Genomic DNA, 21,376 nt, shown 5'->3' on the forward strand with positions numbered 1-21,376 from the left:
ACAGGTTTCGGGGCGCGTGGGCAGGGTTTCGACGCGCCTAGCGCGCGACCGGAACTCCACCAAAAATACGTTCGAACAGCGGGTTGAACCCGATGCGGTATGAAAGCTCTGCCGGGTGCGACACATTCCAGATCGCGAGATCAGCCCGCATGCCCGCCCTGACCTGACCGGTATCGGACAGTCCCAGTGCACGGGCGGCATGGGCGGTTGCGCCGACCAAGGCTTCTTCGGGGGTCAGGCGGAATAACGTGCAGGACATATTCATCGTCAGCAGGATCGACATCAGTGGCGACGTGCCCGGATTGCAATCGGTGGCGACCGCCATTGGCACGCCATGCTTTCGAAAGGCGACGACGGGCGGCAACTGTTTTTCATGCAGGGTATAAAACGCGCCGGGCAACAGGACCGCGACCGACCCGGATTTGGCCATCGCCATCGCGTCTTCTTCATCGGCATATTCGACATGATCAACCGACAGCGCACCATAATCTGCCGCCAGTTTGGTACCGCCGATATTTGAAAGCTGTTCGGCATGCAGTTTGACCGGGATGCCAAGCGCGCGGGCGACATCGAACACGCGCGCAATCTGTGCGGTATCGAACGCGATGCCTTCGCAGAAACCGTCAACCGCATCGACCAGCCCTTCGGCGTGGGCGGCGCGCAAAGTCGGGATGCAGACCTCGTCTATATAGCGATCCGGTTCCCCCTTGAATTCCGCCGGGGTGGCATGGGCACCAAGAAAGGTCGTTTTGATCCGGACCGAACGATGTTTTTCAATCGCGCGAGCTGCGCGCAGCATGTTCAGTTCCGTGTCGCGGTCCAGACCGTAGCCGGATTTGACCTCGATCACGCAAACACCCTCGGCCAGCAGTGCATCAACCCGCGGCAGGGCACTTGCCAGCAATTCTTCAACGCTGGCGGCGCGCGTTGCGCTTACGGTTGAGACAATGCCGCCGCCTGCCCGGGCGATTTCCTCGTAGCTTGCGCCTTGCAGGCGCATTTCGAATTCAACGGCGCGGTTGCCGCCATGCACGACATGGGTATGGCAATCAATCAGGGCCGGTGTGACCAACCGCCCGCCAAGGTCACGATAAGGGAATTTTTTGCTGTCTTTATAGTCTTCGGGGATGGCGTCGGCATCGCCGACCCAGACGATCTTCTCGCCCTCGATCGCGACGGCACCATTATCAATCATGCAATATGACAGTTGATCTTTGCCCGGCGCTTTATCGATCGCGACAATTTTCGCATTTCCCAAAAGCATGTAAAGCTCACCCTTGATAAGTCTGTTATTAAATATAATATGTACGTACATAATATCACTGTCAAGACGGGTATAGGCAATGACGGTTATCTGGGCAAATCAGGCACTTACGACTTCGGGTTGGGAAAACAACGTTCTGATTGAGATCGATGAAAGCGGCAGAATCACTAGGGTTCAGGCCGATTCTCCTGCCACCGGAAACCGCGTTGGCACGCTTCTGCCCGCGATATCAAACCTGCATAGTCACGCGTTTCAGCGTTCGATGGCCGGATTGACCGAAAGACGCGGCCCCGATCCCCGTGATACCTTCTGGACATGGCGGCAATTGATGTTCCGCTTCCTGGATCAGCTCACCCCGGATCACGTGCAGGACATTGCCGCCTTTGTGCAAATGGAAATGCTCGAAGCCGGTTACGCCAACAATACCGAGTTCCATTACCTGCACCATCAACCGGGCGGTGTCCCCTATGACAATATCGCCGAGATGGCCGAACGCATTGCGGCGGCGGCAGACATAACCGGTATTGGCCTGACGCTTCTACCGGTGCATTACCAGTTCGGCGGTTGCGACAAACGCCCGCTTGGCGCGGGACAAATCCGGTTTGGCAATGATCCGGAACGCTTTGCCAAATTGTATGAGGAAAGCGAAAAGGCGTTAAAATCCCTGCCGTCCGACACCCGCATGGGTGTTGCCCCCCATTCGCTGCGTGCCGTGGGGCGGGAGGATCTGATCGCCACCACGCGCCTGTCAAAGGACGGCCCTGTTCACATGCATCTGGCTGAACAGGTCGCCGAGGTCGAGGAGGTCGAGGCATCCTGGGGCAAGCGCCCGGTCGAATGGCTGCTTGAAAATGCCGATGTCGGTGAAAACTGGTGCCTGATCCATTGCACGCAGATGCAGGAACACGAGACGCTTGGACTCGCCAGAACCGGGGCGGTTGCCGGACTTTGCCCGATCACCGAAAGCAGCCTTGGCGACGGTATTTTTGATGGTGTGCGCTACCTGAATGCGGGAGGCATCATTGGTGTCGGATCGGATTCCAACATCCGTATCGCTCTTTCCGAAGAACTCCGGACACTGGAATACAGCCAGCGTCTTCGCGATAGATCGCGTGCTGCTCTTGCCACCCCGGAAAAATCCACCGCACGCCGGTTGTTTGATGCGGTTGCCAAAGGCGGCGCACAAGCCGCAGGCCGCGATGCCGGCCGGATCGAGGTTGGTGCGCTGGCCGATCTGATGGCGCTTGATGGCACGGCAGTTGACCTTATCGGTCGGACAGGCGATACGATCCTCGATACATATGTCTTTGCCGGAGATGATCGCATGGTGCGTGATGTCTGGTCGGCCGGTCGCCATGTCGTGACCGAGGGCCGCCATATCGCACATGATACGATCACAGGCCGGTATCGCAAGGTGATGGAACAACTCAAGGAAGCGGTGTGAGCACCACCACGGAACTGACAAACTGGCAATCGGTCCATGACGAGGTCCTGCGCCGCATTCACACCCGTGAATGGAAGCCCGGCGACCAGATCCCCAAGGAAGTCGAACTGGCCGAGGAACTGGGCTGCGCACGTGCGACCGTCAACCGGGCGCTCCGTGAACTTGCCGCCGAGGGCTTCCTTGATCGCCGCCGCAAGGCCGGAACCCGTGTCGCCGCCCACCCGGTCCGGCGTGCGCGGCTTGACATCCCGGTCATACGGCTTGAGATCGAGGGCCGCGGCCAGAAATATACCTATGGCCTGCTGCTAAGCGAACGCCGCACGCCGCCGCCGGAAATCTGCGCCAATCTGGGCGTCACCGCCAATAGCGACATGCTGCATATCACGTCGCTGCATCTGGCGGATGGCAAACCCTATATGTTTGAAGAACGCTGGGTTTCGGTCGCCGCCACGCCGGAAATTGTTGATGCTGATCTGTCAAAGATCAGTGCCAATGAATGGCTGGTGCTTCATGCCCCCTACACCAAGGGCGACATTTCATTTTCCGCTGTGCTGGCATCCGAAAACGAAGCCAAAATCCTGCGCACCCAAAAGAATGAACCGCTGTTCCTGATCGAACGCACAACCTGGGAAGGGGAAAAGGGCATTACCTCGGCCCGGCTGGTGTTTGCGCCGGGATATCGGATGCATACGGCGCTTTAGATCCTCCCGAAGAGCCTTTGGTTTATGCGCATATCCGCCCCTTTTTCAGATTTCCTGAAAAAGTTCTTGATTTGTTCTTTTAATTGTGCCATAAGAGTCAAGTCAACGGGAGAAAAGCGCCCGGACCAAAACCCGCAAGGCCTTGTGCCTTGCGGGTTTTTGCGTTTGGAGCCGGATCAAAGAGGTGATCAGGATGCAGCGGCAAGGATTGAGGCAGGGCAGCGGAGTAGTCCGCAGGATATGGGGCGGCGGATGGCGGAGCCATTACGGTGGCATTCTGACCAGACGCTAACAGGTTTCGAAAACGCTTATTTGTCATGACGGGAGAGGTGCGTCTTATCGGGGAAGGACCCCGGATTTGCCGGAAGCGGCAGCGATGGCAGCAGTGACGGCATCGGATTGTGGCCCGTCGGTGGTAGACAGGCTGGGGGCAGTATGCCCGAAATCCGTCTGCTGGTGAAAATGGCAGCCGCCCGAGGTGTGTCTGGATGGCGGCGTGGCAGGTTGCCGCCGTGGCCAGAGCGAGCAACGAGCCGGTGGGCGGTCTGTGAGGCGTCAGTTGGCGAGGTTGCTGGAGGCCCGAGGTTTGTCCGGGCTTTATGGTCGTGACATTGGCGAAGGGGCCGGAACCGGTAGCGAGGCTGGGGGCGTCTGGTGGTGAGGCTGGCGAAAGGTGGGGATTTGTCCGGCGTTGCCCGAAGTCCTGCCTCGCCGGAAGTCGCTGTGGCGCAGGCCGTGAGCATCATGGTCGTCTGTGGGACCCCAGGTTTGTTCGGGCTTCGTCAGTTGCGGGGTGCCCGGTTTGGGGTTGGATGTCCTGCTGTTGTCGCTGTCATGTTGCCGTGGTCATTGGGGGAAAACAGGGCAATGGAAGCCTTACCCGTTTGATCCGTCATAGGCCGCGACCACCCGAAATTCCGGGCCATCGGCGGTGGAGTGGCTTTCGTAGAGGCAGAAGCGATCAACGGTGAAGCTGCGCGAGGTCAGGTCGATATTGTCGGCCACCGCCTGTTCGACGGTCGCACGGGCGGCGTCGCGGTTGCGGCCAAGGGTGATGTGCGGGTTGAATTTGCGCATGTCCATGTCCGGGCATTCTTCGAGACGAAGCAATGCCTTTTCCACCCGGTTTGCAAGACTGTGCAAGGCGGGCTGATCGGCGACACCGGCCCAGAAAATGCGCAGTTTGCGGGCAGACGCAAAGATGCCAAGGCCCTGCACGCGAAGATCGAACGGTTCGAACGGGAGTTCGGACAGGGCCGCATCGATTTCACGGGCCAGACCGGGATCGACATTGCCGATGAATTTCAGCGTGATGTGCATGTTTTCCGGGGTCTGGGCATCGAGCCCCCTGATCCCGCGCGCCAACGGGTAAAGGTCGTCGGCAATATCAGCCGGTATTTCGACGCCAACAAACAAACGCATATTCGGAACTCACGCACGGAAACCTGGCGGGTGGAAATTTTGTCGCGGATCGGGCCGTCTTGCGGCACTTAGCCGGTCGAACGGCCCGGAAGCGGGATGATGTCGTCCTCACCCTTGATTTGCGAGAAGCGGCCCGCGGCCCAGTCGGCCTTGGCCGCATCAATCCGTTCCTTGGAACTGGAAACGAAGTTCCACCAGATATGGCGATAGCCGACCGGCAACCCGCCGAGCAGCATCACGCGACAATCGGATTGGGCGACGATATCGGGAATTTCTTCCGGCGCGATATAGATGAAGTTTTCGGGTTCATACAGATCGCCATCAATGCGCAGGCTGCCGGAAACGACATAAAGGGCGGCTTCCTGATTTTCACCGGGCAGCAGAAGCTGCGCGCCGGCATCCATGCGGACATCAAGATAAAACAGCTTGGACTTGACCGGAACCGGCGCGGTTTTGCCGAAGGCCTCGCCCGCGATCAGGCGCATATGCAAACCGGCATCCTCGATAATCGGCAGGTCGTCCTTGGCGATATGGAAAAATTCCGGATCGGATTCTTCTTCGTCTTCGGGCAGGGCCGCCCATAATTGCAGGCCATCGAGTTTATGATGGCTGTTGCGTACCGCATCGGTTTCGCGTTCGGAATGGGTGATGCCGCGCCCGGCACTCATCCAGTTGAGATCGCCCGGCTGGATTTCCAGAAGACTGCCAAGGCTGTCATGATGGCGGATCGCACCGTCGAAAAGATAGGTGACGGTGGCAAGCCCGATATGGGGATGCGGGGCAACGTCAACACCCTGCCCCGGTTCGAACGATGCCGGTCCCATGCGATCAAAAAACACAAACGGACCGACAGACCGGACATCCCGATGTGGCAGGACGCGGCGCACGGACAGGGGACCAAGATTGGCTTCCTTGCCAGAGATCAGTGTGGACATGCGCCGCCTCCTTCTAAATGTATCTCAGACTAATCTGGTTCGTACCTGCCTTACGGGCAAGGGTTCGGCCAGGTGGTCTGGATTTTCTCGATCTCGGCCAGAACGTCGTCGGACAGTTCGACATAGGCAGAGCCGATATTGGATTTGAGCTGTTCCATGCTGGTCGCACCAATGATGTTGGCGGTCAGGAACGGGCGGGTATTGACATAGGCCAGCGCCATCTGTGCGGGATCAAGACCGTTATCCTTGGCGAGTTTGACATAGGCCATTGTCGCCTTGATGCCATTTTCCGTCAGGTAACGGCCGAAATATTGCGGCCAGATGGTTGTCCGCGCGCCTTCAGGCCGCGCACCGCCGATATATTTGCCCGACAATGCGCCACCGCCCAACGGCGAATAAGCCAGAAGACCGGCATCTTCGCGGATCGAGCATTCCGCCAGACCAACCTCGTAGGTGCGGTTCAAAAGCCCATAGGGGTTTTGCACCGAAACCACGCGCGGCCAGCCTTTTTTCTCGGCCAGTTCAAGGAACTTCATCAAGCCCCACGGGGTTTCGTTCGACAGGCCGATATGACGGATTTTGCCCGCCTGAACCAGATCATGCAGGGCTTCGAGGGATTCCTCGATCGGGGTGAATTCCTCGTTCGCGTCATGGACGTAACCGAGCTTGCCAAAGAAGTTGGAATTCCGGTCCGGCCAATGGAGCTGATAGATATCGACATAATCGGTTTTGAGGCGCTTGAGCGAACCGTCAATCGCCTCGTTGATCTGCGCGCGGGTCAGGCGCGGGCCACCCCGGACATAGGGAAAACGTTCGGCCGGGCCGACAATCTTGGTGGCGATCACCAGATCATCGCGGCGACCGCGTTTTTCAAGCCAGTTGCCGATGATGGTTTCGGTTTTGGTGAAGGTTTCTTCCATCGCCGGAACCGGATACATTTCGGCGGTATCGATGAAATTGACTTCGTTACTGGTGGCGTAATCGAGCTGTTCGAAAGCTTCGTCCTGGCTGTTCTGCTGACCCCAGGTCATGGTGCCCAGACAAATGACACTGACATTGATGTCAGTTCGTCCCAATCGACGATATTCCATAGATCAATCCCCTTTTGCGCCCTGATTGGGCGCATTTTATTTTCAATGGTATGAATATATCCCGGTCGCGGAGTGATGAAAGCTTTTAGCGCAAATTTTCTTGCAACATCATGGAATTGCAATGAAATTTCGACCGATTAGAGCCTAGATAAACAGGGTCAGAACCCCGGTATAGCTGTAAAAGCGATCATTGCAGACCTCGCCACTGCCGTAAAATCCGGTAAGCGGCAGATCGCCGATTTCATCGCGGATGATCATCATTTCACGGCTTTCGGTACCAAACAGATGCGGCCCGCGGGCGACACAACTGCAATACAGCGCGCCGCGCGGTTTGCCGGGCAGGCGCTTTTGCAGATCAGCCAGCATGCGCCGCAGATCCTGTTCGGCGGCAACACCATCACGCCGGACAAAACGGATGGTATCGCCCACCTGCACATCGCCACTGATGGCCATCAGGTTGTTGTGCGGATCGACCCCCATCAGGTTACGAACAACAAAATCGCCGGTGTCCGACCCCGGCACCATCAGGGCAACGTGATAGCGGCCCGAGGCGATGGATTGTTCGCTGCCATCGGCTTCCATTTCCGATTTGAAGACTTCCAGCGCCGGGCGATCATCAAGGGTGGCGATAATTCCTTCGCGTCCCTCGGTCACGCGATGAACGGGCCCGACCGGTGTGCAGGCCTGACTGATGCCGACCTGCACAATCGTTTTGTCGGCAAACAAAACCCCCGAAAGGCCGCCTTCGACGACCCTGTCGGCAATTTGCGGGGCACCGCGTTCGCCCGATGCAATGCCGCCCACCAGATAGGTTGATCCGATGCGTGCCAGTTCGGACAGTGTTGCGAGACTTTCGGGTGCTGCCGGATCACCATGGACAAGACCAAATATCGGTTGCAGGCGGTCAATCGCGCGCTGCAATTCCGGCGCATCAAGATCGGCATCGGTTTTAAGCGGTTCGAAAATATGAAAATCGTCCGGGTCGATCTGGGCGACCATGACGGATGCCGCCGGCACGCCGAAATAGGCGCGGCCAGACCCGCACACACCAATCCCGACGGTGCCGACCCAGTGTTCAAGCGACAGGCGGGAGCGCAGGAAAGTCAGGATGCTGCCAAGGTCGGCGGCCAGTGCCTCGGACACATATAAAAAAGCCAGTGCCTGTTGCGGCAATGGCTGTGTTTGCAATTGATCGGCCAGTTCGGTGGCGACTGCTGCCCAATTTTCCCCGCTGGCATGTGCCGCATGAAATTCAGCCGTCATGCATTCTCCCGCTTTTTGAAAACCTGCCTGATGATGTGGCGGTCCGTTCTCTTGGTCTTGTGGTTATCTAAGCATTCCGGTGGACCATTCACAATGGGCGACCAAAGATTTCAGCCCTGCCCCGTCAGGCAATATGTCGGCGCAACAGGTCCATCGCGGCATTAAGCTGTGTCATGCGCTGGTGCGATCCATAATTGCTATCGGGGTGGTGAATGGCGGCCAGAATGCGATATTTGGTGCGGATGGACTTCATGTCGGGCCGGGCATTGGGGGCAAAGCCCATGACATGTAGGGCTTCGTTAAAGGTCGTGACCCCACGATCAAGTGGTTCGAACGCCAGATTATCGACAATGGCGCGCAGACGTTCAAGTTCCTCGCGCGATTGCAGAAGCTCGACGGGTGGTTCGGCCTGCCGTTTTCTGATGGCGTGGGCTTCTTCCAGTGCCTTGCGTTCGGCTGCAAGGATATCGGCCTTTTCAACGCGCATCTTGACCTCGCCCTTGTCGAAATGCAGCGCCATATTGAGCGCCTTGCGCACAGTGATGATTGAATGCCCCGGTGGCAAACGCAGTTGCAGCCTTGGTTTGCGCCGCCAGGGACGGCCTTCGGCGGGGCCGGATTTCAGGACGATGGTTTCGCGGTCACCGGGGGGCGGATCGCCGGGGTCCTCGTAATCCTCAATCGCGCCTTCGGGCACAATCAGCATGACGGAACGCGCCAGATCGGCGGCATTCACACCGCGCTTGGTCGCCAGCGCCAGAACGGCATCACGGAAAACCGATGAACACGGAATGGTATAGGATTGTTTGACAGATTGTGTTGCCATCGCCCCTTATCGCCCCCTCATCATCCCCGGCCAATTTTTAGTTGTAAAATCAGCCTGTTATATCACGCTTTCAGATATTGCCGCTCGTGAAACTGCATGTTGAGGCAAAGTGTAGCGGTCGGGGACTCGGCCTGCAACTGCGTTTGTAGGCAAAATTGAATCGCTTCCGATTCATCCACAGGGAAAATCGGCGGGTTTTGGTTGATATCTTGAGAAGACAACCCAGTTTAAGGCATTGATATTAAATGATATTTTTGGTTTTGCAGAAATTCGCCGGGCGCATCTTTGGTGTTTCAACAGCAAAAATCCGCGACGGCCTTCCGGGCACAAGGGAACGCGGCAATTTTCGGCTAATTCATTGTTATAAAATGATTATTCGGAATTTCCGGAAGTGCATTGCAGTTGGGTGGGCTTCCGGCATTTTCATCCATCCGGTGTGCCGGTCTGCTGCGTCGTGGTCATGCCAAAGCGTGTTACCTACAAATGCAGTTGCAGGTGGCAATATTCGAAACATAACCGAAAGTAAATGGTGTGTTAATTTCACACCTGATCAAGTGTTTTGAGCGGTTTTTGCCCGTTTTCGGGTCCGTTTTGATGACTTTGAACCCTTGTCCGGAACACATCAAACAATTGATTTAATTTGATTAAATCGGAATTTCCAGTTTCATCGTCATTGATCACGGCTATGGCGAGAGTATCGTTTCGGTTTGTTTCCTAATTCTATCTACGAATGTAGTTTTTTGATTGGATTTCGACGAAATTGCCGTGCCTGCGGGGCGATTCCACACCCGTCCGGGTGCATTTTGACACCCTTTACCATATTGTTATTGAAAGGTTTTTCAGAAATCCGCCCAAAAACGACAAAGGCTGTGACGGGCGTCACAGCCTTTGGATCGTCAGATGATCTGCAAAATCAGGAATCGGCTTCCAGCACGTTAATCACCTGCGGCAGGATGCGTTCAACGATCACCTTGACCCCGTCGGCATTGGGATGGATGCCGTCATCCTGATTAAGGCTGGAATCGGCGGCGACCCCATCAAGGAAGAAGGGATAGAAGGCCAACTGATATTCAGCCGCCAGTTCGGGGTAGATTTCATTGAATTCAGCCCCGTATTCCTTGCCCATATTGGGTGGTGCCATCATTCCGGCCAGCAGGACCGCGACATCGCGGTCGCGCAGTTTGCCGATGATTTCATCAAGGTTTTCGCGGGTCTGGGATGGTTCGACCCCGCGAAGCGCGTCATTGGCACCCAGTTCCAGCAACACCACATCGGGATCATCAACCAGCGCCCATTCAAGGCGCGAAAGACCCGCCGCCGTCGTATCGCCGGAAACCGAACTGTTGATGACCTTGACGTTATGGCCGGCATCGCGAAGGGCGGCTTCAAGCCGTGGGGCAAATCCATCCTCGTGCGAGAGGCCGTAACCCGCCATCAGGCTGTCACCATAAAGCATCAGGGTTTGCGGGGCATTGCCCGAAGCAGTGTTTGCGGCATTGTCAGCCGCCTGGGCATCATGAATGCCAAACAGGCTCATGGCGCCGATCAGAATGCCGAAAGCCATACCGGCACAGCGGAACAACCGGTAGGAAAGTCGACCCAAAAGTCCGGTTTTTTGTTTGAAAGTGAACTGGTTAACAGCCGGGTCTTGCCCGAACAGCGTATATGCCACAAATCTCACCTTATGTTTTGTCATCCTGCACGGACGGTTACCCGTTGGTTACCTGCTGGTCACTCATTGGTTACCTATTGGCTCCCTTCGGATAAACAAGTTTGAACCGTCGATACTAAATTCCGTACAGTTATTTAACCCGTTTGCCTAACCTTGCAATGCCTTAGCCCGATTGGACCTGTAATGAGTGTTACCGAAACTGCCACTATCGCGGATAAAAACACGGCCACGACCGAGGCCGGGCGTCAGCGTACCGTCGATGTTTCCGGGCTTAAGCTGAGCCTTAAGGGACCGGCGGGGATTGTTGATATCCTCAAAGGGGTCGATATCCAGATTGATGCCGGCGAACGTGTCAGCCTTGTCGGGCCGTCCGGATCGGGCAAAACATCGCTTTTGATGGTGATTGCCGGGCTGGAACAGGCGCAGGCGGGCACGATCAATATCTGTGGCGAGGATTTGCGCAAGCTTGATGAAGATGGTCTGGCCCTTTATCGCCGCCATCATGTCGGCATCGTGTTTCAGGACTTCCACCTTGTGCCGACCATGACCGCCCTTGAGAACGTGGCCCTTCCGATGGAATTTGCCGGACGCAAGGATGCGTTTGAGCGCGCCGAGGCGGAGCTTAAGGCCGTCGGACTTGGTCATCGCATCGGGCATTATCCGGGGCAGTTGAGTGGTGGCGAGCAGCAGCGCGTGGCTTTGGCGCGTGCGCTTGCGACCGACCCGGAACTGCTTCTTGCGGATGAGCCGACCGGCAACCTTGACGGGGCCACGGGTGAAACGATTATCGAATTGCTGTTTGATCTGGCGAAACGCAAGGGTTCGACATTGCTTCTGATTACGCATGATCCGGGGCTGGCATCGCGGTGCGACCGGTCGATCATGCTGCGCGACGGGGAAATCGTTACGCAACAGGATGCCGACATATGAGCCGTATTTCCCAATCCACCAACGGGGCGGAAAAGCTGTGGTCGATTGCCTGGCGGGTCTGCCGACGGGAATTGCGCGGCGGGTTTTCGGGCTTTCGCATTTTTCTGGCCTGTCTGGCACTTGGCGTTGGTTCAATCGCCGCGGTCGGAAACGTTTCGGAATCCGTTTTAAATGCGCTTGAGCGCGATGGCCGTGCCCTTCTGGGCGGGGATGTCGAGCTTCGCCTTGTGCATATGCCCGCCAGCGAGGAACAGCAGACCTGGCTTTCGGAGAATACCGAACGCATGGGCGAGCTTGCGACCATGCGCGCCACCGCCTATGGGCCGGAGCAGCGCAGGCTGGTCGAGCTTAAGGCGGTTGACGATGTCTATCCGCTGTTTGGCGAGATGGAACTTGCCGACGGTATTGCGTTTGACGGCGCACTTGCCAAAAAGGACGGTGTCTGGGGCGGTGTTGCCGAGGCCGGGCTTCTGGAACGGTTGAAGATCAAGGTTGGCGATACGGTTCGCCTTGGCGATATTGATGTCCAGATCCGTGGCGTGATCGCGACCGAACCCGACAAGGCGGTTGGCTTTTTCAATTTCGGCCCGCGTTTGATGGTGTCGATGGATGCCCTTTCTGAGACCGGACTGGTGCAGCCGGGCAGCCTGATCAATTATTATTACGCTTTGGATTTGAATGATGCGGAAACGCCAAAGGTGTTTCGCGACCGGCTTGACGCGCAGTTTGAAGATGCCGGGTGGCGCGTGCGTGATGTATCGGATGCCAATCCGGGCCTGCGGCGGTTTATCGAACGGCTGACGCTGTTTCTGACACTGGTGGGGCTTTCGGCATTGCTGGTTGGCGGGATTGGTGTTGCCAATGCGGTGCGCAGCCATATCGAAAGCAAAACATCCGTTATCGCGACGCTTAAATCCATCGGGGCATCACATGGTTTGGTGTTGCGGATTTACTTCCTGCAAATCCTGATGCTGTCGCTTGTCGGGATTGGCATCGGGCTTCTGATCGGGGCGGTCACACCGGCGGTCATTGCGCCGCTTCTGGCCGGGCGTTTGCCGATTGATGTGACATTGGGCCCGGCATTGCCATCGCTTCTGATTGCGACGGCGTTTGGCGTTCTGACCACACTGGTCTTTGCGATGCCGTCGCTTTTGCGTGCACGTGAAATTCCCGCTGCCCGATTGTTCCGCGCCAGTGCCGGACTGATGAATGGCAGCGCGTTAAGTAAGCGCGATCTGCCTTATGTTGGTGTGCCGCTTATCCTGTTGCTGTTGCTGACCGTGTTTACCGCAACGGACCAGAAGATCGCGATTGGCTTTATCGCCGGATCGCTTCTGGCGATTGCGGTTTTTGCCGCCGCGGGCAAGGCAATTGTATCGCTTTCAAAACGGATGACCGGCGGACGGAATGCCTTTAGCCGTCTGGCACTGGCGAACCTGCATCGGCCGGGTGCCAGCACGGTGCCGATTGCGCTGTCGCTTGGTCTTGGTCTGACGCTTCTGGTGACGATTTCGGGGATCGAGGGCAACCTTGATCACGAGATCAACGAAAATCTGCCGGACTCGGCCCCGGCCTTCTTCTTCCTTGATATTCGGCCTGATCAGATGGATCAGTTCAAAACGCAGCTTCTTGAAAAAGATAATGTTTCGGATATCGAACAAACACCGATGCTGCGCGGTCGGGTGGTTGCGATTGACGGGGTGGATGCCAATGATGTTGGTCCGGGGGATGATCGCTGGTTCCTGCGCGGGGATCGTGGCCTGACCTTTGCCGCAAGCCCGCCGCCCGAAACCCAGATCGTGCGCGGGGAATGGTGGCCGGCCGATTATGACGATGCGGCCAAACCGCTTGTTTCCATCTCGCGCGATATTGGCGAGGCCTTTTCGCTGGAGCCCGGCGATACATTGACCGTCAATGTGCTGGGCCGGGATATCACCGCCGAAATTGCCAATTGGCGCGAAATCGAATGGCAGAGCCTTCGGATGAATTTCGCGATGGTGTTTTCGCCGGGCCTGATCGACAAGGCGCCCTATAGCCTGATTGCGACCGCCCATATGCCGCGCGACATGGAAGAACCGGTTGATCGCATGATTGGCATGGATTTCCCCAATGTGTCGGCCATCCGGGTGCGCGAGGCGCTTGAGGCCGCCAATGCCATTCTGGCCGGGATCGGAACGGCGCTTAACGCGACCAGTTCAATCGCGATTGTCGCCGGGGTTCTGGTCCTTGCCGGAGCGGTTGCCGCCGGACGGCGCAAGCGGATTTATGATGCGGTTGTCCTCAAGACGCTTGGGGCGACGCGCGGCAATATCCTTTATGCCTATGCGCTGGAATACGGGATTTTGGGCCTTGCCACCGGGGTGATTGCCGCCCTGTTTGGCAGTCTTGCGGCCTGGTCGGTTCTGGTGCTGATCATGGAAGCGAGCTGGACGTTCCTGCCGATGACGATCTTTGGGCCGATTGCGATTGGCCTGGCGGCGACCCTGTCGGCGGGCTTCATCGGGACTTGGCAGGCGTTACGCAGCCCGGCGGCACCGCTTTTGCGCAACGAGTAACATCAGCACAGAACAACAAAAAGGGCCGGTTCATTACAAACCGGCCCTTTTCATTTTGATCTGGTATCGGCTGGAATTATGCCAGATCGCGAAGGGCGCGACGGACAACCTTGCCGGTTGTCGTCATTGGCAATTGGTCCATGAAGGCGATTTCGCGCGGATATTCATGCGCCGCCAGACGGGTTTTGACGAAATCACGGATATCGGCCTCAAGCTCCGGGCTTTGTGCGACCCCGTCGGCCAGCACGACGAAGGCCTTAACGATCTGGCCGCGTTGGTCGTCGGGTTTGCCGATCACACCGGCCATGCGCACGGCGGGATGGCCGATCAGGCAATCCTCGATCTCGCCCGGACCGATACGGTAGCCTGCCGAGCTGATCAGATCGTCATCGCGCCCGACAAAACGGATATAGCCATCGGCGTCAAGTTCGCCCATATCGCCAGTCAGAAGCCATTCCCCGATGAATTTATCACGGGTGGCTTCGGGGTTACGCCAATATTCCAGAAACATCACCGGATCGGGTGACCGAACCGCAATCCGGCCCATTTCCCCAGCGGACAGCACATTCCCGGCCATATCGATCACCGCGACCTCGTGCCCTGGCACCGCGCGGCCCATGACGCCGGGTTTGGGGGTCATGATCGACTGACAGGAACTGACCACCATGTTGCATTCGGTCTGGCCATAAAACTCGTTGATGGTGACGCCAAACACCCGACGCCCCCAATCCAGAAGTTCTGCACCCAATGTTTCCCCACCGCTTGCGATTGAACGTATATTGCATTTGAACTTTACCGCCACATCATCACCGGCGGCGCGCATCATCTTGAGCGCGGTTGGCGGCAGGAAGGTATTGCGCACGCCATATTCGGCAATTAGGTCAAAGGCGGCCTCGGCACTGAATTTTTCAAAACGGTGGGCCACGACCGGTTTGCCGTGATGCCAGGCCGGCAGCAGGACATCAAGCAACCCGCCGATCCATGCCCAGTCGGCCGGGGTCCACATAACATCGCCATCCTGCGGGAAGAAGTCATGCGACATTTCCACACCGGGCAGATGACCCAAAAGCACGCGATGGGCATGCAGCGCGCCCTTTGGCTGGCCGGTGGTGCCGGATGTATAAATGATCAGGGCCGGTTCATCAGCCCGCGTCTTGACCGGTTCGAAATCGTCGCTGGCCTCGGCCGAGAGAGCCTTGAAATCAAAACAGCCTTCAGGCGCGCCATCAATGACATAGACATATTCAAGGGCCGGAAGCAGATCACGGATTTCAGCAATTTTGCGCGCCCCTTCCTGATCGGTCACCAGTGCCTTTGCGGCACAGTTGCCAAGCCGGTATTCAAGGGCCTCGACGCCAAACAGGGCAAAGAGCGGCACGGCAATGCCACCCATTTTATAGGTGGCGATATGGGCCACGGCGGTTTCGGGGCTTTGCGGCAACAGAATACCGACCCGATCCCCGCGACGAATGCCGTGACGGCGCATGACATTGGCAAAACGGTTCGACAGACGTTTGAGCTGGGCAAAGCTGTAATCGCGTCGCGACCCATCGCGCCTGCGATACATCAGCGCAAGACGATCCGGATCGTCTGCCCATTTGTCACAAACATCAACACCGATATTGAAATAAGTAGGCACGTTCCAGACAAAATCCGAACGCACCGACGCGTAATCCGCACGAACCGGTAGCATGTTTCCTCCCTGTATCCGCCACGTCTTTTTGATTTTTTGATTTCACGACGTTTTGGTCGGCACATGCTAGTCGATGCATCGGCAAATATGAACCATTTTGTCGTGATCCGACCGGCACCACATGACGCAGTACCCGCTAGCGACCCGGATCGAGCAGGAAGGTAAAATTGGACGGTTGTCCGGCGTCGGTAAACGCGGTGGAATGACATCCAAGGCAGGTGCCATCCATTTGATGCTGAATAAAGCTTTCGAGGGCGACGTTACTTAAGAATCGGGGAACTTCCCCCACCCCGAACGGGGCCCCGCCCCCATTTCCGATCCATTGGGTGCCGACCAGAAAATAGTTTTTCCAGACACTGTCACCCAGTTTCCGCTGCCAGACGAAATTCGCCTCTGCCGTTCCGGAAAAAAGCCGCCAGCAACGGACGATATCGGGCGCAGTGACGCGATTGCCATCCGGATCACGGGCATAGGGTGGCTCGTCCGCCCAGCGTAAATCGGATTGTACGATCTGATTGGCAAGATGGTCGGCACGCTCGACACCGTCATAAAAAACGTAATCACGATCTGTTTTGTCTGGGCCCAGACAACCGTCGGGGAACAGGTCATTGGCGATGATGCTGTTGGGGCGGCGTGCATTTGATGCCAGTGGTGCGTTATCGACATGTTCGAAAGTCGACCATATCCAGCGATCCCCATTGCCGCTTTTGACACGCTGAACGATGTGCAAACCGAGCATCCCGACCGTCACATCCAGACATTTGGCCCTGCCATCAATGGCATCCTTTGCCGCAACGGCGATCCGGGCCGGTTTTGTATAATAGCGTTCCTGATCGGCGGGATCGGTCATGATGCGCCAGGCGAACTTGATCATCTGCGCGCCGGGCTTGAAAGCCGTCTTGTCGCTGGCCAGCAGATTGGCATTTTCAAGCGATGGGGCTCCCGCCCCCGCAGACAGCTTTAGAATCGGGAAGGCGACAGACTGGCCGCTTTGGGCAAAGGCCATGCGGCCAGCAGCACTATCAAGGCCATTCCAACGGATATAATCAGCGGCAATATCATTCACGCGTGTTTCGTACAGAACGAAGTTTCCCGCCTGATCAATCAGAACGTCACCGGACGCCTGCACAAAGGCCGACAGCAGCAAAGATCCGTCAGGCAGGTCCTTGCGGCATTGATCATCGGGCGCCGACGCCCCGGCAAACAATGAATATTTGTCACGATAGGTTTCCCACCATGCACGCCCGGCATCGGGGTGCCGGTAACCGGCATCAATCGGATTCCCGTCACCATCGTAAGGCCAGACCAGCGAAACCATTGCCTGCCATGAAAACCGGTCAAACGGCCGCTGTGCTTCGTAGGCAACGAAACGATAAATGAAATTGGCGTCAAATTCGGGCACATCCACCGGTTCGGCGGCACAAAGGCCACCGACACCCGCCGTCGCACAAAATTCATCTTCGGGATAAACCGCATCAAATACCGGCACCTCGTTTGCCTTTTTGGAGGCAACGAAATTCGGATTCTGTGCCGATGCGACGGAAACGGCGAAAAGCGACAGGACAAGACCGAGCAACGACGCACGCCCCGCCCGCGAGATGAACAAGAATATGTTCGATCCACAGGTTTTCAATATGCCGTTGTTATCGAAAACTTTTTTTCCCATCGACGACCCAAACCGGGGCAAAACCGCCCGCAACAGTACCGATCCTGTAAAAGGATACGCAATTATAGACCAAAACGGCCAAAAAATCGCACTTCGGGACAGAGTGAACAAGATCACAACATTGTCAGTCCCAAGGGCAGGACAATTGGCCAAACCGTTGCTTTTCACGGAAATCCTGCCATATTTTCAGCATTGCAGAGTTCTATGAACATTCTGCCCGTTATGGATCAAAGAGGGATTTCAATGGCTTTTGAAACGCGTCAACGCGGCTATGACGTCTCGGTTGGCCGGTCGGCGGCCGAGATTGATGAAGGTCTCCGCGCCTATATGCTGCGTGTCTACAACTATATGGCATCTGCACTTGCCCTGACCGGTATCGTCGCGATGGCTGTGTCGACCAGCCCTACCCTGATGCAGGCGATTTTCGGAACCGGCTTGCACTGGATCGTGATGCTGGCCCCGATCGGCCTCGTCCTGTTCCTGAGCTTCCGCATCCACAAGATGAGCTTTGGTGCCGCACAAACCACATTCTGGATTTATGCGGCTCTGATGGGTCTGTCGCTGTCGTCGATCTTCCTCGTTTACACGGGTGAAAGCATCGCGCGGACCTTCTTCATCACCGCAGGCACCTTCGCCGCGATGAGCCTTTACGGCTATACGACGAAGAAAGACCTGTCGAGCTGGGGAAGCTTCCTGTTCATGGGTCTGATCGGGATCATCCTGGCCAGTGTCGTGAACATCTTCCTGGGCAGCACGATGCTTCAGTTCGTGATCTCTGGTGCTGGTGTTCTGATCTTTACCGGTCTGACCGCATATGACACCCAGCGGATCAAGGAAAGCTATCATGCGCACGATGATCAGGCGACCGCAGGCAAAAAAGCCATCTTTGGCGCCCTGCAGCTGTATCTGGACTTCGTGAACCTGTTCGTAATGCTGCTTCAGTTCTTCGGTAATCGCGAATAGAACTGATCCCCGGCATTCGCAGTCGGAAAACCCCGCATCCGAAAGGCTGCGGGGTTTTCTTTTGTCTGATTTCGAATTGCCGGAAATCCCTTACGAAGCCTTGGCTTCTCCTGCGCCGCCAGTCGCATCGATTACGGCCTGGCGTTGCGAAAGCTGGTGCATCATGTTTTCGGCACGGGTGAAACTGCCCGAGGCAGCGCGCGCCGCCCCGCGTGCAGCAGCCTCGTCGAAAGCTTCGTAAGCCTGAGAGAAATTCATCCGTGCATGCGAAATTGTCTTAAGGTCCTTTTCCGCAGCACCGAGGGAAAACTGCACACTGCCAAGCGCGAACATCGCCCGCCCCCAAAGATAGGGATGATCGCGTCTTGAACAGACTTTAAGAGCCGCCTGAAAGACCGGAATAACCTGTTCGGCAACGACACCGATGCTGCCAATCGTGGACTGGGCGACAACAGACTCCGCCAGACCATAGGCAATCTGGGCATATAAAACGGTGTGGGCCTTGGCATTCACAAGTCCCAGCGCCCGACGATAATGGCCACTGGCCGTTTCGGCCATTTCGATATCATCAATTTCCTTGGCATGGATCATCGTGGCTTCGCCAAGTTTGCCAATGGCATTCGCGCGCGAAACCGGCGTGCCCGCCATCAATTCAAACCGGCGTTCCAGAAGCTTCCAGACGCCAATGGCTGTTGCGCCTGAACGCGCGTTCATATTGCTTACCATCGACCAGTTCAAAAGCGTGCCATACAACGCCATGATCGCCGACCGTTCCGGATCAATCAGTGACAGATCCGCAACCCCGCGCAACATGTCTTCGGTTTTTCTTATGGTTTCAACGGTTTCCTGCTGAACGATCCGTTCATGTAGAAGACCGGTCGGCTTTTTGATCGTTTTGGTGTCTTTTGGCGTTTCCGTGGCCAGGGTCAGGAATTGACGGACAATCGGTTCAATTGCCCGGATGGCGCTGAGGCAATAGCTGCGTTCACCCGTTTCGGCCAGCATAACCGCGCCAAAGGCATAAGCGGTTGTCACGCCCTGCCCGACATCGGCAAAGTTTTCGCCGTTATTGATCCGTTCCTGAAGGTCATCAAGGTGAGACGCAAGGCGTGCCACCTGCAACGCGCGCAGATCACGGCCACGCGCACGCGCCAGTAATTCACATGTCAGAAGGATATGAAGGGCCGCTGCCGTATCTTTATGCTGTGGCTGACGGAAGGTGTGAACCAATGGCAGCAGCAATTCATAAAGGGGCGAAACCAGCATATCGTTGCTGAAATGAACTTCCAGCAATCCGCTTAGCGGATTGGTCTGCCCCCAGAATACCGCCGTGGCATCCTGACGCCGGGCGATATTCAACACACCGGCATGGGCTTCGCGCACGGCCTGAAAGGCATCGGCAATATCGGTGCTGATTGTGAAATGCCGTCCCAACGACAGTGGCGCAGTATCGGGGATATCCGATAGGGTGCGTTTCACCCAGTCACCAACCTGATCGGGCAATGGCGTTCCGGATGGATCTTCGGGGACAAAGTGGGCAACGGCATACAGGCATGGTTCGACGCGTTCGTCCGGTCCGTCGACCGACGCAGAACCGTTTTCAACCGTTTCCCCGGTTGTAAAGATGGACTTGAAAACAAGCCCGACCATAGACCAGAAGCCCGCCATTTATCCCCTTCTCAAACATCTGTTGCCATCCGTCCGTTGCCGGAGGTTGACTTAGACGATTGTGATATATTCTCGTGCGGCGGCGGCGGCGTCAATCATACGCCATCGCATTTCACACCATACCGAAGGATAAAAATAGCGAGGTTTGTATAGGTCGGGGTCGGGAAATCCCCCCAAATTTTAGTAACTTAGATTAATTCCAGGGACGACGACGCACCCGGCGGTCCTTTGCCGCCCCGGACCACGGACCGGATTTTGCCGGTGCAGTCGTTGCCGATTGTGGCGCGCCCGCCATTTCACGCAATTTGGCAATACGGTTGGACATACTCGGATGGGTTGAGAACAGACTGTCCACGCCTTTGCCCGAAAGCGGGTTGGCGATATACATATGCGCGGTCGCCGGATTGCGTTCGGCATCCATATTGGGAATGGCCCGAACACCCTTGTCGAGTTTGTTCAGCGCCGATGCCAGCCACATCGGATGGCGGCAGATTTCCGCCCCGATCTTGTCGGCCTCATATTCGCGGGTACGCGAGATTGCCATTTGCACCAGCATCGCGCCAAGCGGTGCCAGAATGGCAACAAGGATCATCCCGACCCCGCCGAGCGGATTGTTATTGTCATTGCGACCACCGCCGAACATCCCGGCAAACATGGCAAAGTTGGCCAAGGCCGAAATCGCCCCGGCGATGGTGGCGGTGATGGTCATGGTCAGGGTATCGCGGTTTTTGATATGAGCCAGTTCATGGGCCATCACACCGGCAATCTCGTTGCGATCAAGCAACTGCATCAGGCCGCTGGTTGCGGCGACGGCTGCATTTTCGGGATTGCGCCCGGTGGCGAATGCATTGGGCTGGGGATTGTCGATCACATAGACCTTGGGCATCGGCAGCCCGGCATTTTGCGCCAGTTCGCGCACCATCGATACCAGTTCAGGTGCCGTGCGGTCATCCACCTGTTTTGCGCCACGCATGCGCAGAAGCATGGAATCCGCATTCCAATAGGCAAACACATTCATCGCCCCGGCAAACAGCAATGCGATGATCATGCCCTGTTGCCCGCCAATCATCATGCCAACCACACCAAACAGCGCAGTCAAACCGGCCAGCAGCAAACCTGTACGCACATAATTCATGGTCGACACTTCCTTTGACGAATACTCCGGCCAGAAGATAGGGAGAAGTTACGCCAAGGCAAGCACGACCGGAATTCGATGAGATCAACGTCACAGGAAAGAAAAGAAAACAGCCGGACCACGGGGTCGGGGGAACTTTATGGTCCGG

General features: G+C 56.7%; 16 protein-coding genes. 5 read left to right on the top strand and 11 right to left on the bottom strand.

From position 1 onward, the window contains the following. Positions 1-37 precede the first annotated feature (37 nt). Positions 38-1,264: an imidazolonepropionase gene (hutI, locus tag TH468_RS05350; RefSeq protein WP_085642562.1), complete on the bottom strand. Its 1,227-nt coding sequence runs from the start codon at positions 1,262-1,264 to the stop codon at positions 38-40. Between the two features lie 79 nt (positions 1,265-1,343). Here hutI and TH468_RS05355 point away from each other — a divergent pair, with 79 nt between their 5' ends. Together TH468_RS05355 and TH468_RS05360 are read left to right on the top strand one after the other, a co-directional pair. Then, positions 1,344-2,708 (top strand): formimidoylglutamate deiminase, encoded by a 1,365-nt coding sequence (locus TH468_RS05355; RefSeq protein WP_085642563.1) that lies wholly within the window; start codon positions 1,344-1,346, stop codon positions 2,706-2,708. Beyond that, positions 2,705-3,409: a GntR family transcriptional regulator gene (locus TH468_RS05360; RefSeq protein ID WP_085642564.1), complete on the top strand. Its 705-nt coding sequence runs from the start codon at positions 2,705-2,707 to the stop codon at positions 3,407-3,409. The genes TH468_RS05355 and TH468_RS05360 overlap by 4 nt, the downstream gene beginning before the upstream one ends. A gap of 876 nt (positions 3,410-4,285) precedes the next feature. Here the strand turns inward: TH468_RS05360 and thpR are convergent. The 6 genes from thpR to TH468_RS05390 form a co-directional block, all read right to left on the bottom strand. After that, positions 4,286-4,831, bottom strand: a complete 546-nt coding sequence (gene thpR, locus TH468_RS05365) for an RNA 2',3'-cyclic phosphodiesterase (RefSeq protein ID WP_085642565.1) — start codon at positions 4,829-4,831, stop codon at positions 4,286-4,288. Between the two features lie 68 nt (positions 4,832-4,899). Then, positions 4,900-5,766, bottom strand: a complete 867-nt coding sequence (locus tag TH468_RS05370; protein ID WP_085642566.1) for a pirin family protein — start codon at positions 5,764-5,766, stop codon at positions 4,900-4,902. A 50-nt stretch (positions 5,767-5,816) separates the two neighbouring features. Next, a complete protein-coding gene (locus TH468_RS05375) occupies positions 5,817-6,857 on the bottom strand; it encodes an NADP(H)-dependent aldo-keto reductase (protein ID WP_062950974.1) in 1,041 nt (346 codons plus the stop codon). 144 nt (positions 6,858-7,001) lie between these two features. Then, complete coding sequence (locus TH468_RS05380) at positions 7,002-8,120, bottom strand: FIST C-terminal domain-containing protein (RefSeq protein ID WP_085642567.1); 1,119 nt, start codon at positions 8,118-8,120, stop codon at positions 7,002-7,004. A 124-nt stretch (positions 8,121-8,244) separates the two neighbouring features. Beyond that, positions 8,245-8,946, bottom strand: coding sequence for a J domain-containing protein (locus TH468_RS05385; protein WP_085642568.1), 702 nt, complete (start codon positions 8,944-8,946; stop codon positions 8,245-8,247). A gap of 913 nt (positions 8,947-9,859) precedes the next feature. Next, positions 9,860-10,618 carry an arylesterase gene (locus TH468_RS05390; protein WP_246832221.1) on the bottom strand — a complete coding sequence of 253 codons (759 nt, stop codon included), beginning with the start codon at positions 10,616-10,618 and terminating at the stop codon, positions 9,860-9,862. A 183-nt stretch (positions 10,619-10,801) separates the two neighbouring features. Between TH468_RS05390 and TH468_RS05395 the strand changes: the two genes are divergently transcribed. Continuing rightward, entirely contained in the window at positions 10,802-11,548 is a 747-nt protein-coding gene (locus TH468_RS05395) for an ABC transporter ATP-binding protein (RefSeq protein ID WP_085642569.1), read from the top strand. Beyond that, positions 11,545-14,103, top strand: a complete 2,559-nt coding sequence (locus TH468_RS05400; RefSeq protein ID WP_085642570.1) for an ABC transporter permease — start codon at positions 11,545-11,547, stop codon at positions 14,101-14,103. The genes TH468_RS05395 and TH468_RS05400 overlap by 4 nt, the downstream gene beginning before the upstream one ends. Positions 14,104-14,179: 76 nt before the next feature. On the opposite strand, the gene TH468_RS05405 is transcribed toward TH468_RS05400, so the two are convergent. Then, the gene (locus TH468_RS05405; protein WP_085642571.1) at positions 14,180-15,796 is read right to left on the bottom strand and encodes an acyl-CoA synthetase; all 1,617 of its coding nucleotides are present in this window, start codon (positions 15,794-15,796) and stop codon (positions 14,180-14,182) included. A gap of 136 nt (positions 15,797-15,932) precedes the next feature. Beyond that, entirely contained in the window at positions 15,933-17,402 is a 1,470-nt protein-coding gene (locus tag TH468_RS05410) for a hypothetical protein (RefSeq protein ID WP_246832222.1), read from the bottom strand. A gap of 303 nt (positions 17,403-17,705) precedes the next feature. Here TH468_RS05410 and TH468_RS05415 point away from each other — a divergent pair, with 303 nt between their 5' ends. Beyond that, positions 17,706-18,425 (top strand): Bax inhibitor-1/YccA family protein, encoded by a 720-nt coding sequence (locus tag TH468_RS05415; protein ID WP_063092477.1) that lies wholly within the window; start codon positions 17,706-17,708, stop codon positions 18,423-18,425. A gap of 90 nt (positions 18,426-18,515) precedes the next feature. Here TH468_RS05415 and TH468_RS05420 read toward each other — a convergent pair whose 3' ends face one another. Then, entirely contained in the window at positions 18,516-20,093 is a 1,578-nt protein-coding gene (locus TH468_RS05420) for a hypothetical protein (protein WP_139834649.1), read from the bottom strand. A 193-nt stretch (positions 20,094-20,286) separates the two neighbouring features. After that, entirely contained in the window at positions 20,287-21,228 is a 942-nt protein-coding gene (gene htpX / locus TH468_RS05425) for a zinc metalloprotease HtpX (protein ID WP_085642574.1), read from the bottom strand. Between the last annotated feature and the right edge of the window lie 148 nt (positions 21,229-21,376).

The sequence above is a fragment of the Thalassospira sp. MCCC 1A03138 genome (genome assembly GCF_002115785.1).
Lineage (GTDB): Bacteria > Pseudomonadota > Alphaproteobacteria > Rhodospirillales > Thalassospiraceae > Thalassospira.

Bases quoted from the DNA above. Each gene is read 5' to 3' on its own strand.
- TH468_RS05400 (WP_085642570.1), top strand. From the start codon at position 11,545: ATGAGCCGTATTTCCCAATCCACCAACGGGGCGGAAAAGCTGTGGTCG.
- TH468_RS05375 (WP_062950974.1), bottom strand. From the start codon at position 6,857: ATGGAATATCGTCGATTGGGACGAACTGACATCAATGTCAGTGTCATT.
- TH468_RS05420 (WP_139834649.1), bottom strand. From the start codon at position 20,093: ATGGCGGGCTTCTGGTCTATGGTCGGGCTTGTTTTCAAGTCCATCTTT.
- TH468_RS05395 (WP_085642569.1), top strand. From the start codon at position 10,802: ATGAGTGTTACCGAAACTGCCACTATCGCGGATAAAAACACGGCCACG.
- thpR (WP_085642565.1), bottom strand. From the start codon at position 4,831: ATGCGTTTGTTTGTTGGCGTCGAAATACCGGCTGATATTGCCGACGAC.
- TH468_RS05355 (WP_085642563.1), top strand. From the start codon at position 1,344: ATGACGGTTATCTGGGCAAATCAGGCACTTACGACTTCGGGTTGGGAA.
- TH468_RS05370 (WP_085642566.1), bottom strand. From the start codon at position 5,766: ATGTCCACACTGATCTCTGGCAAGGAAGCCAATCTTGGTCCCCTGTCC.
- TH468_RS05380 (WP_085642567.1), bottom strand. From the start codon at position 8,120: ATGACGGCTGAATTTCATGCGGCACATGCCAGCGGGGAAAATTGGGCA.
- TH468_RS05385 (WP_085642568.1), bottom strand. From the start codon at position 8,946: ATGGCAACACAATCTGTCAAACAATCCTATACCATTCCGTGTTCATCG.
- htpX (WP_085642574.1), bottom strand. From the start codon at position 21,228: ATGAATTATGTGCGTACAGGTTTGCTGCTGGCCGGTTTGACTGCGCTG.
- hutI (WP_085642562.1), bottom strand. From the start codon at position 1,264: ATGCTTTTGGGAAATGCGAAAATTGTCGCGATCGATAAAGCGCCGGGC.
- TH468_RS05405 (WP_085642571.1), bottom strand. From the start codon at position 15,796: ATGCTACCGGTTCGTGCGGATTACGCGTCGGTGCGTTCGGATTTTGTC.
- TH468_RS05415 (WP_063092477.1), top strand. From the start codon at position 17,706: ATGGCTTTTGAAACGCGTCAACGCGGCTATGACGTCTCGGTTGGCCGG.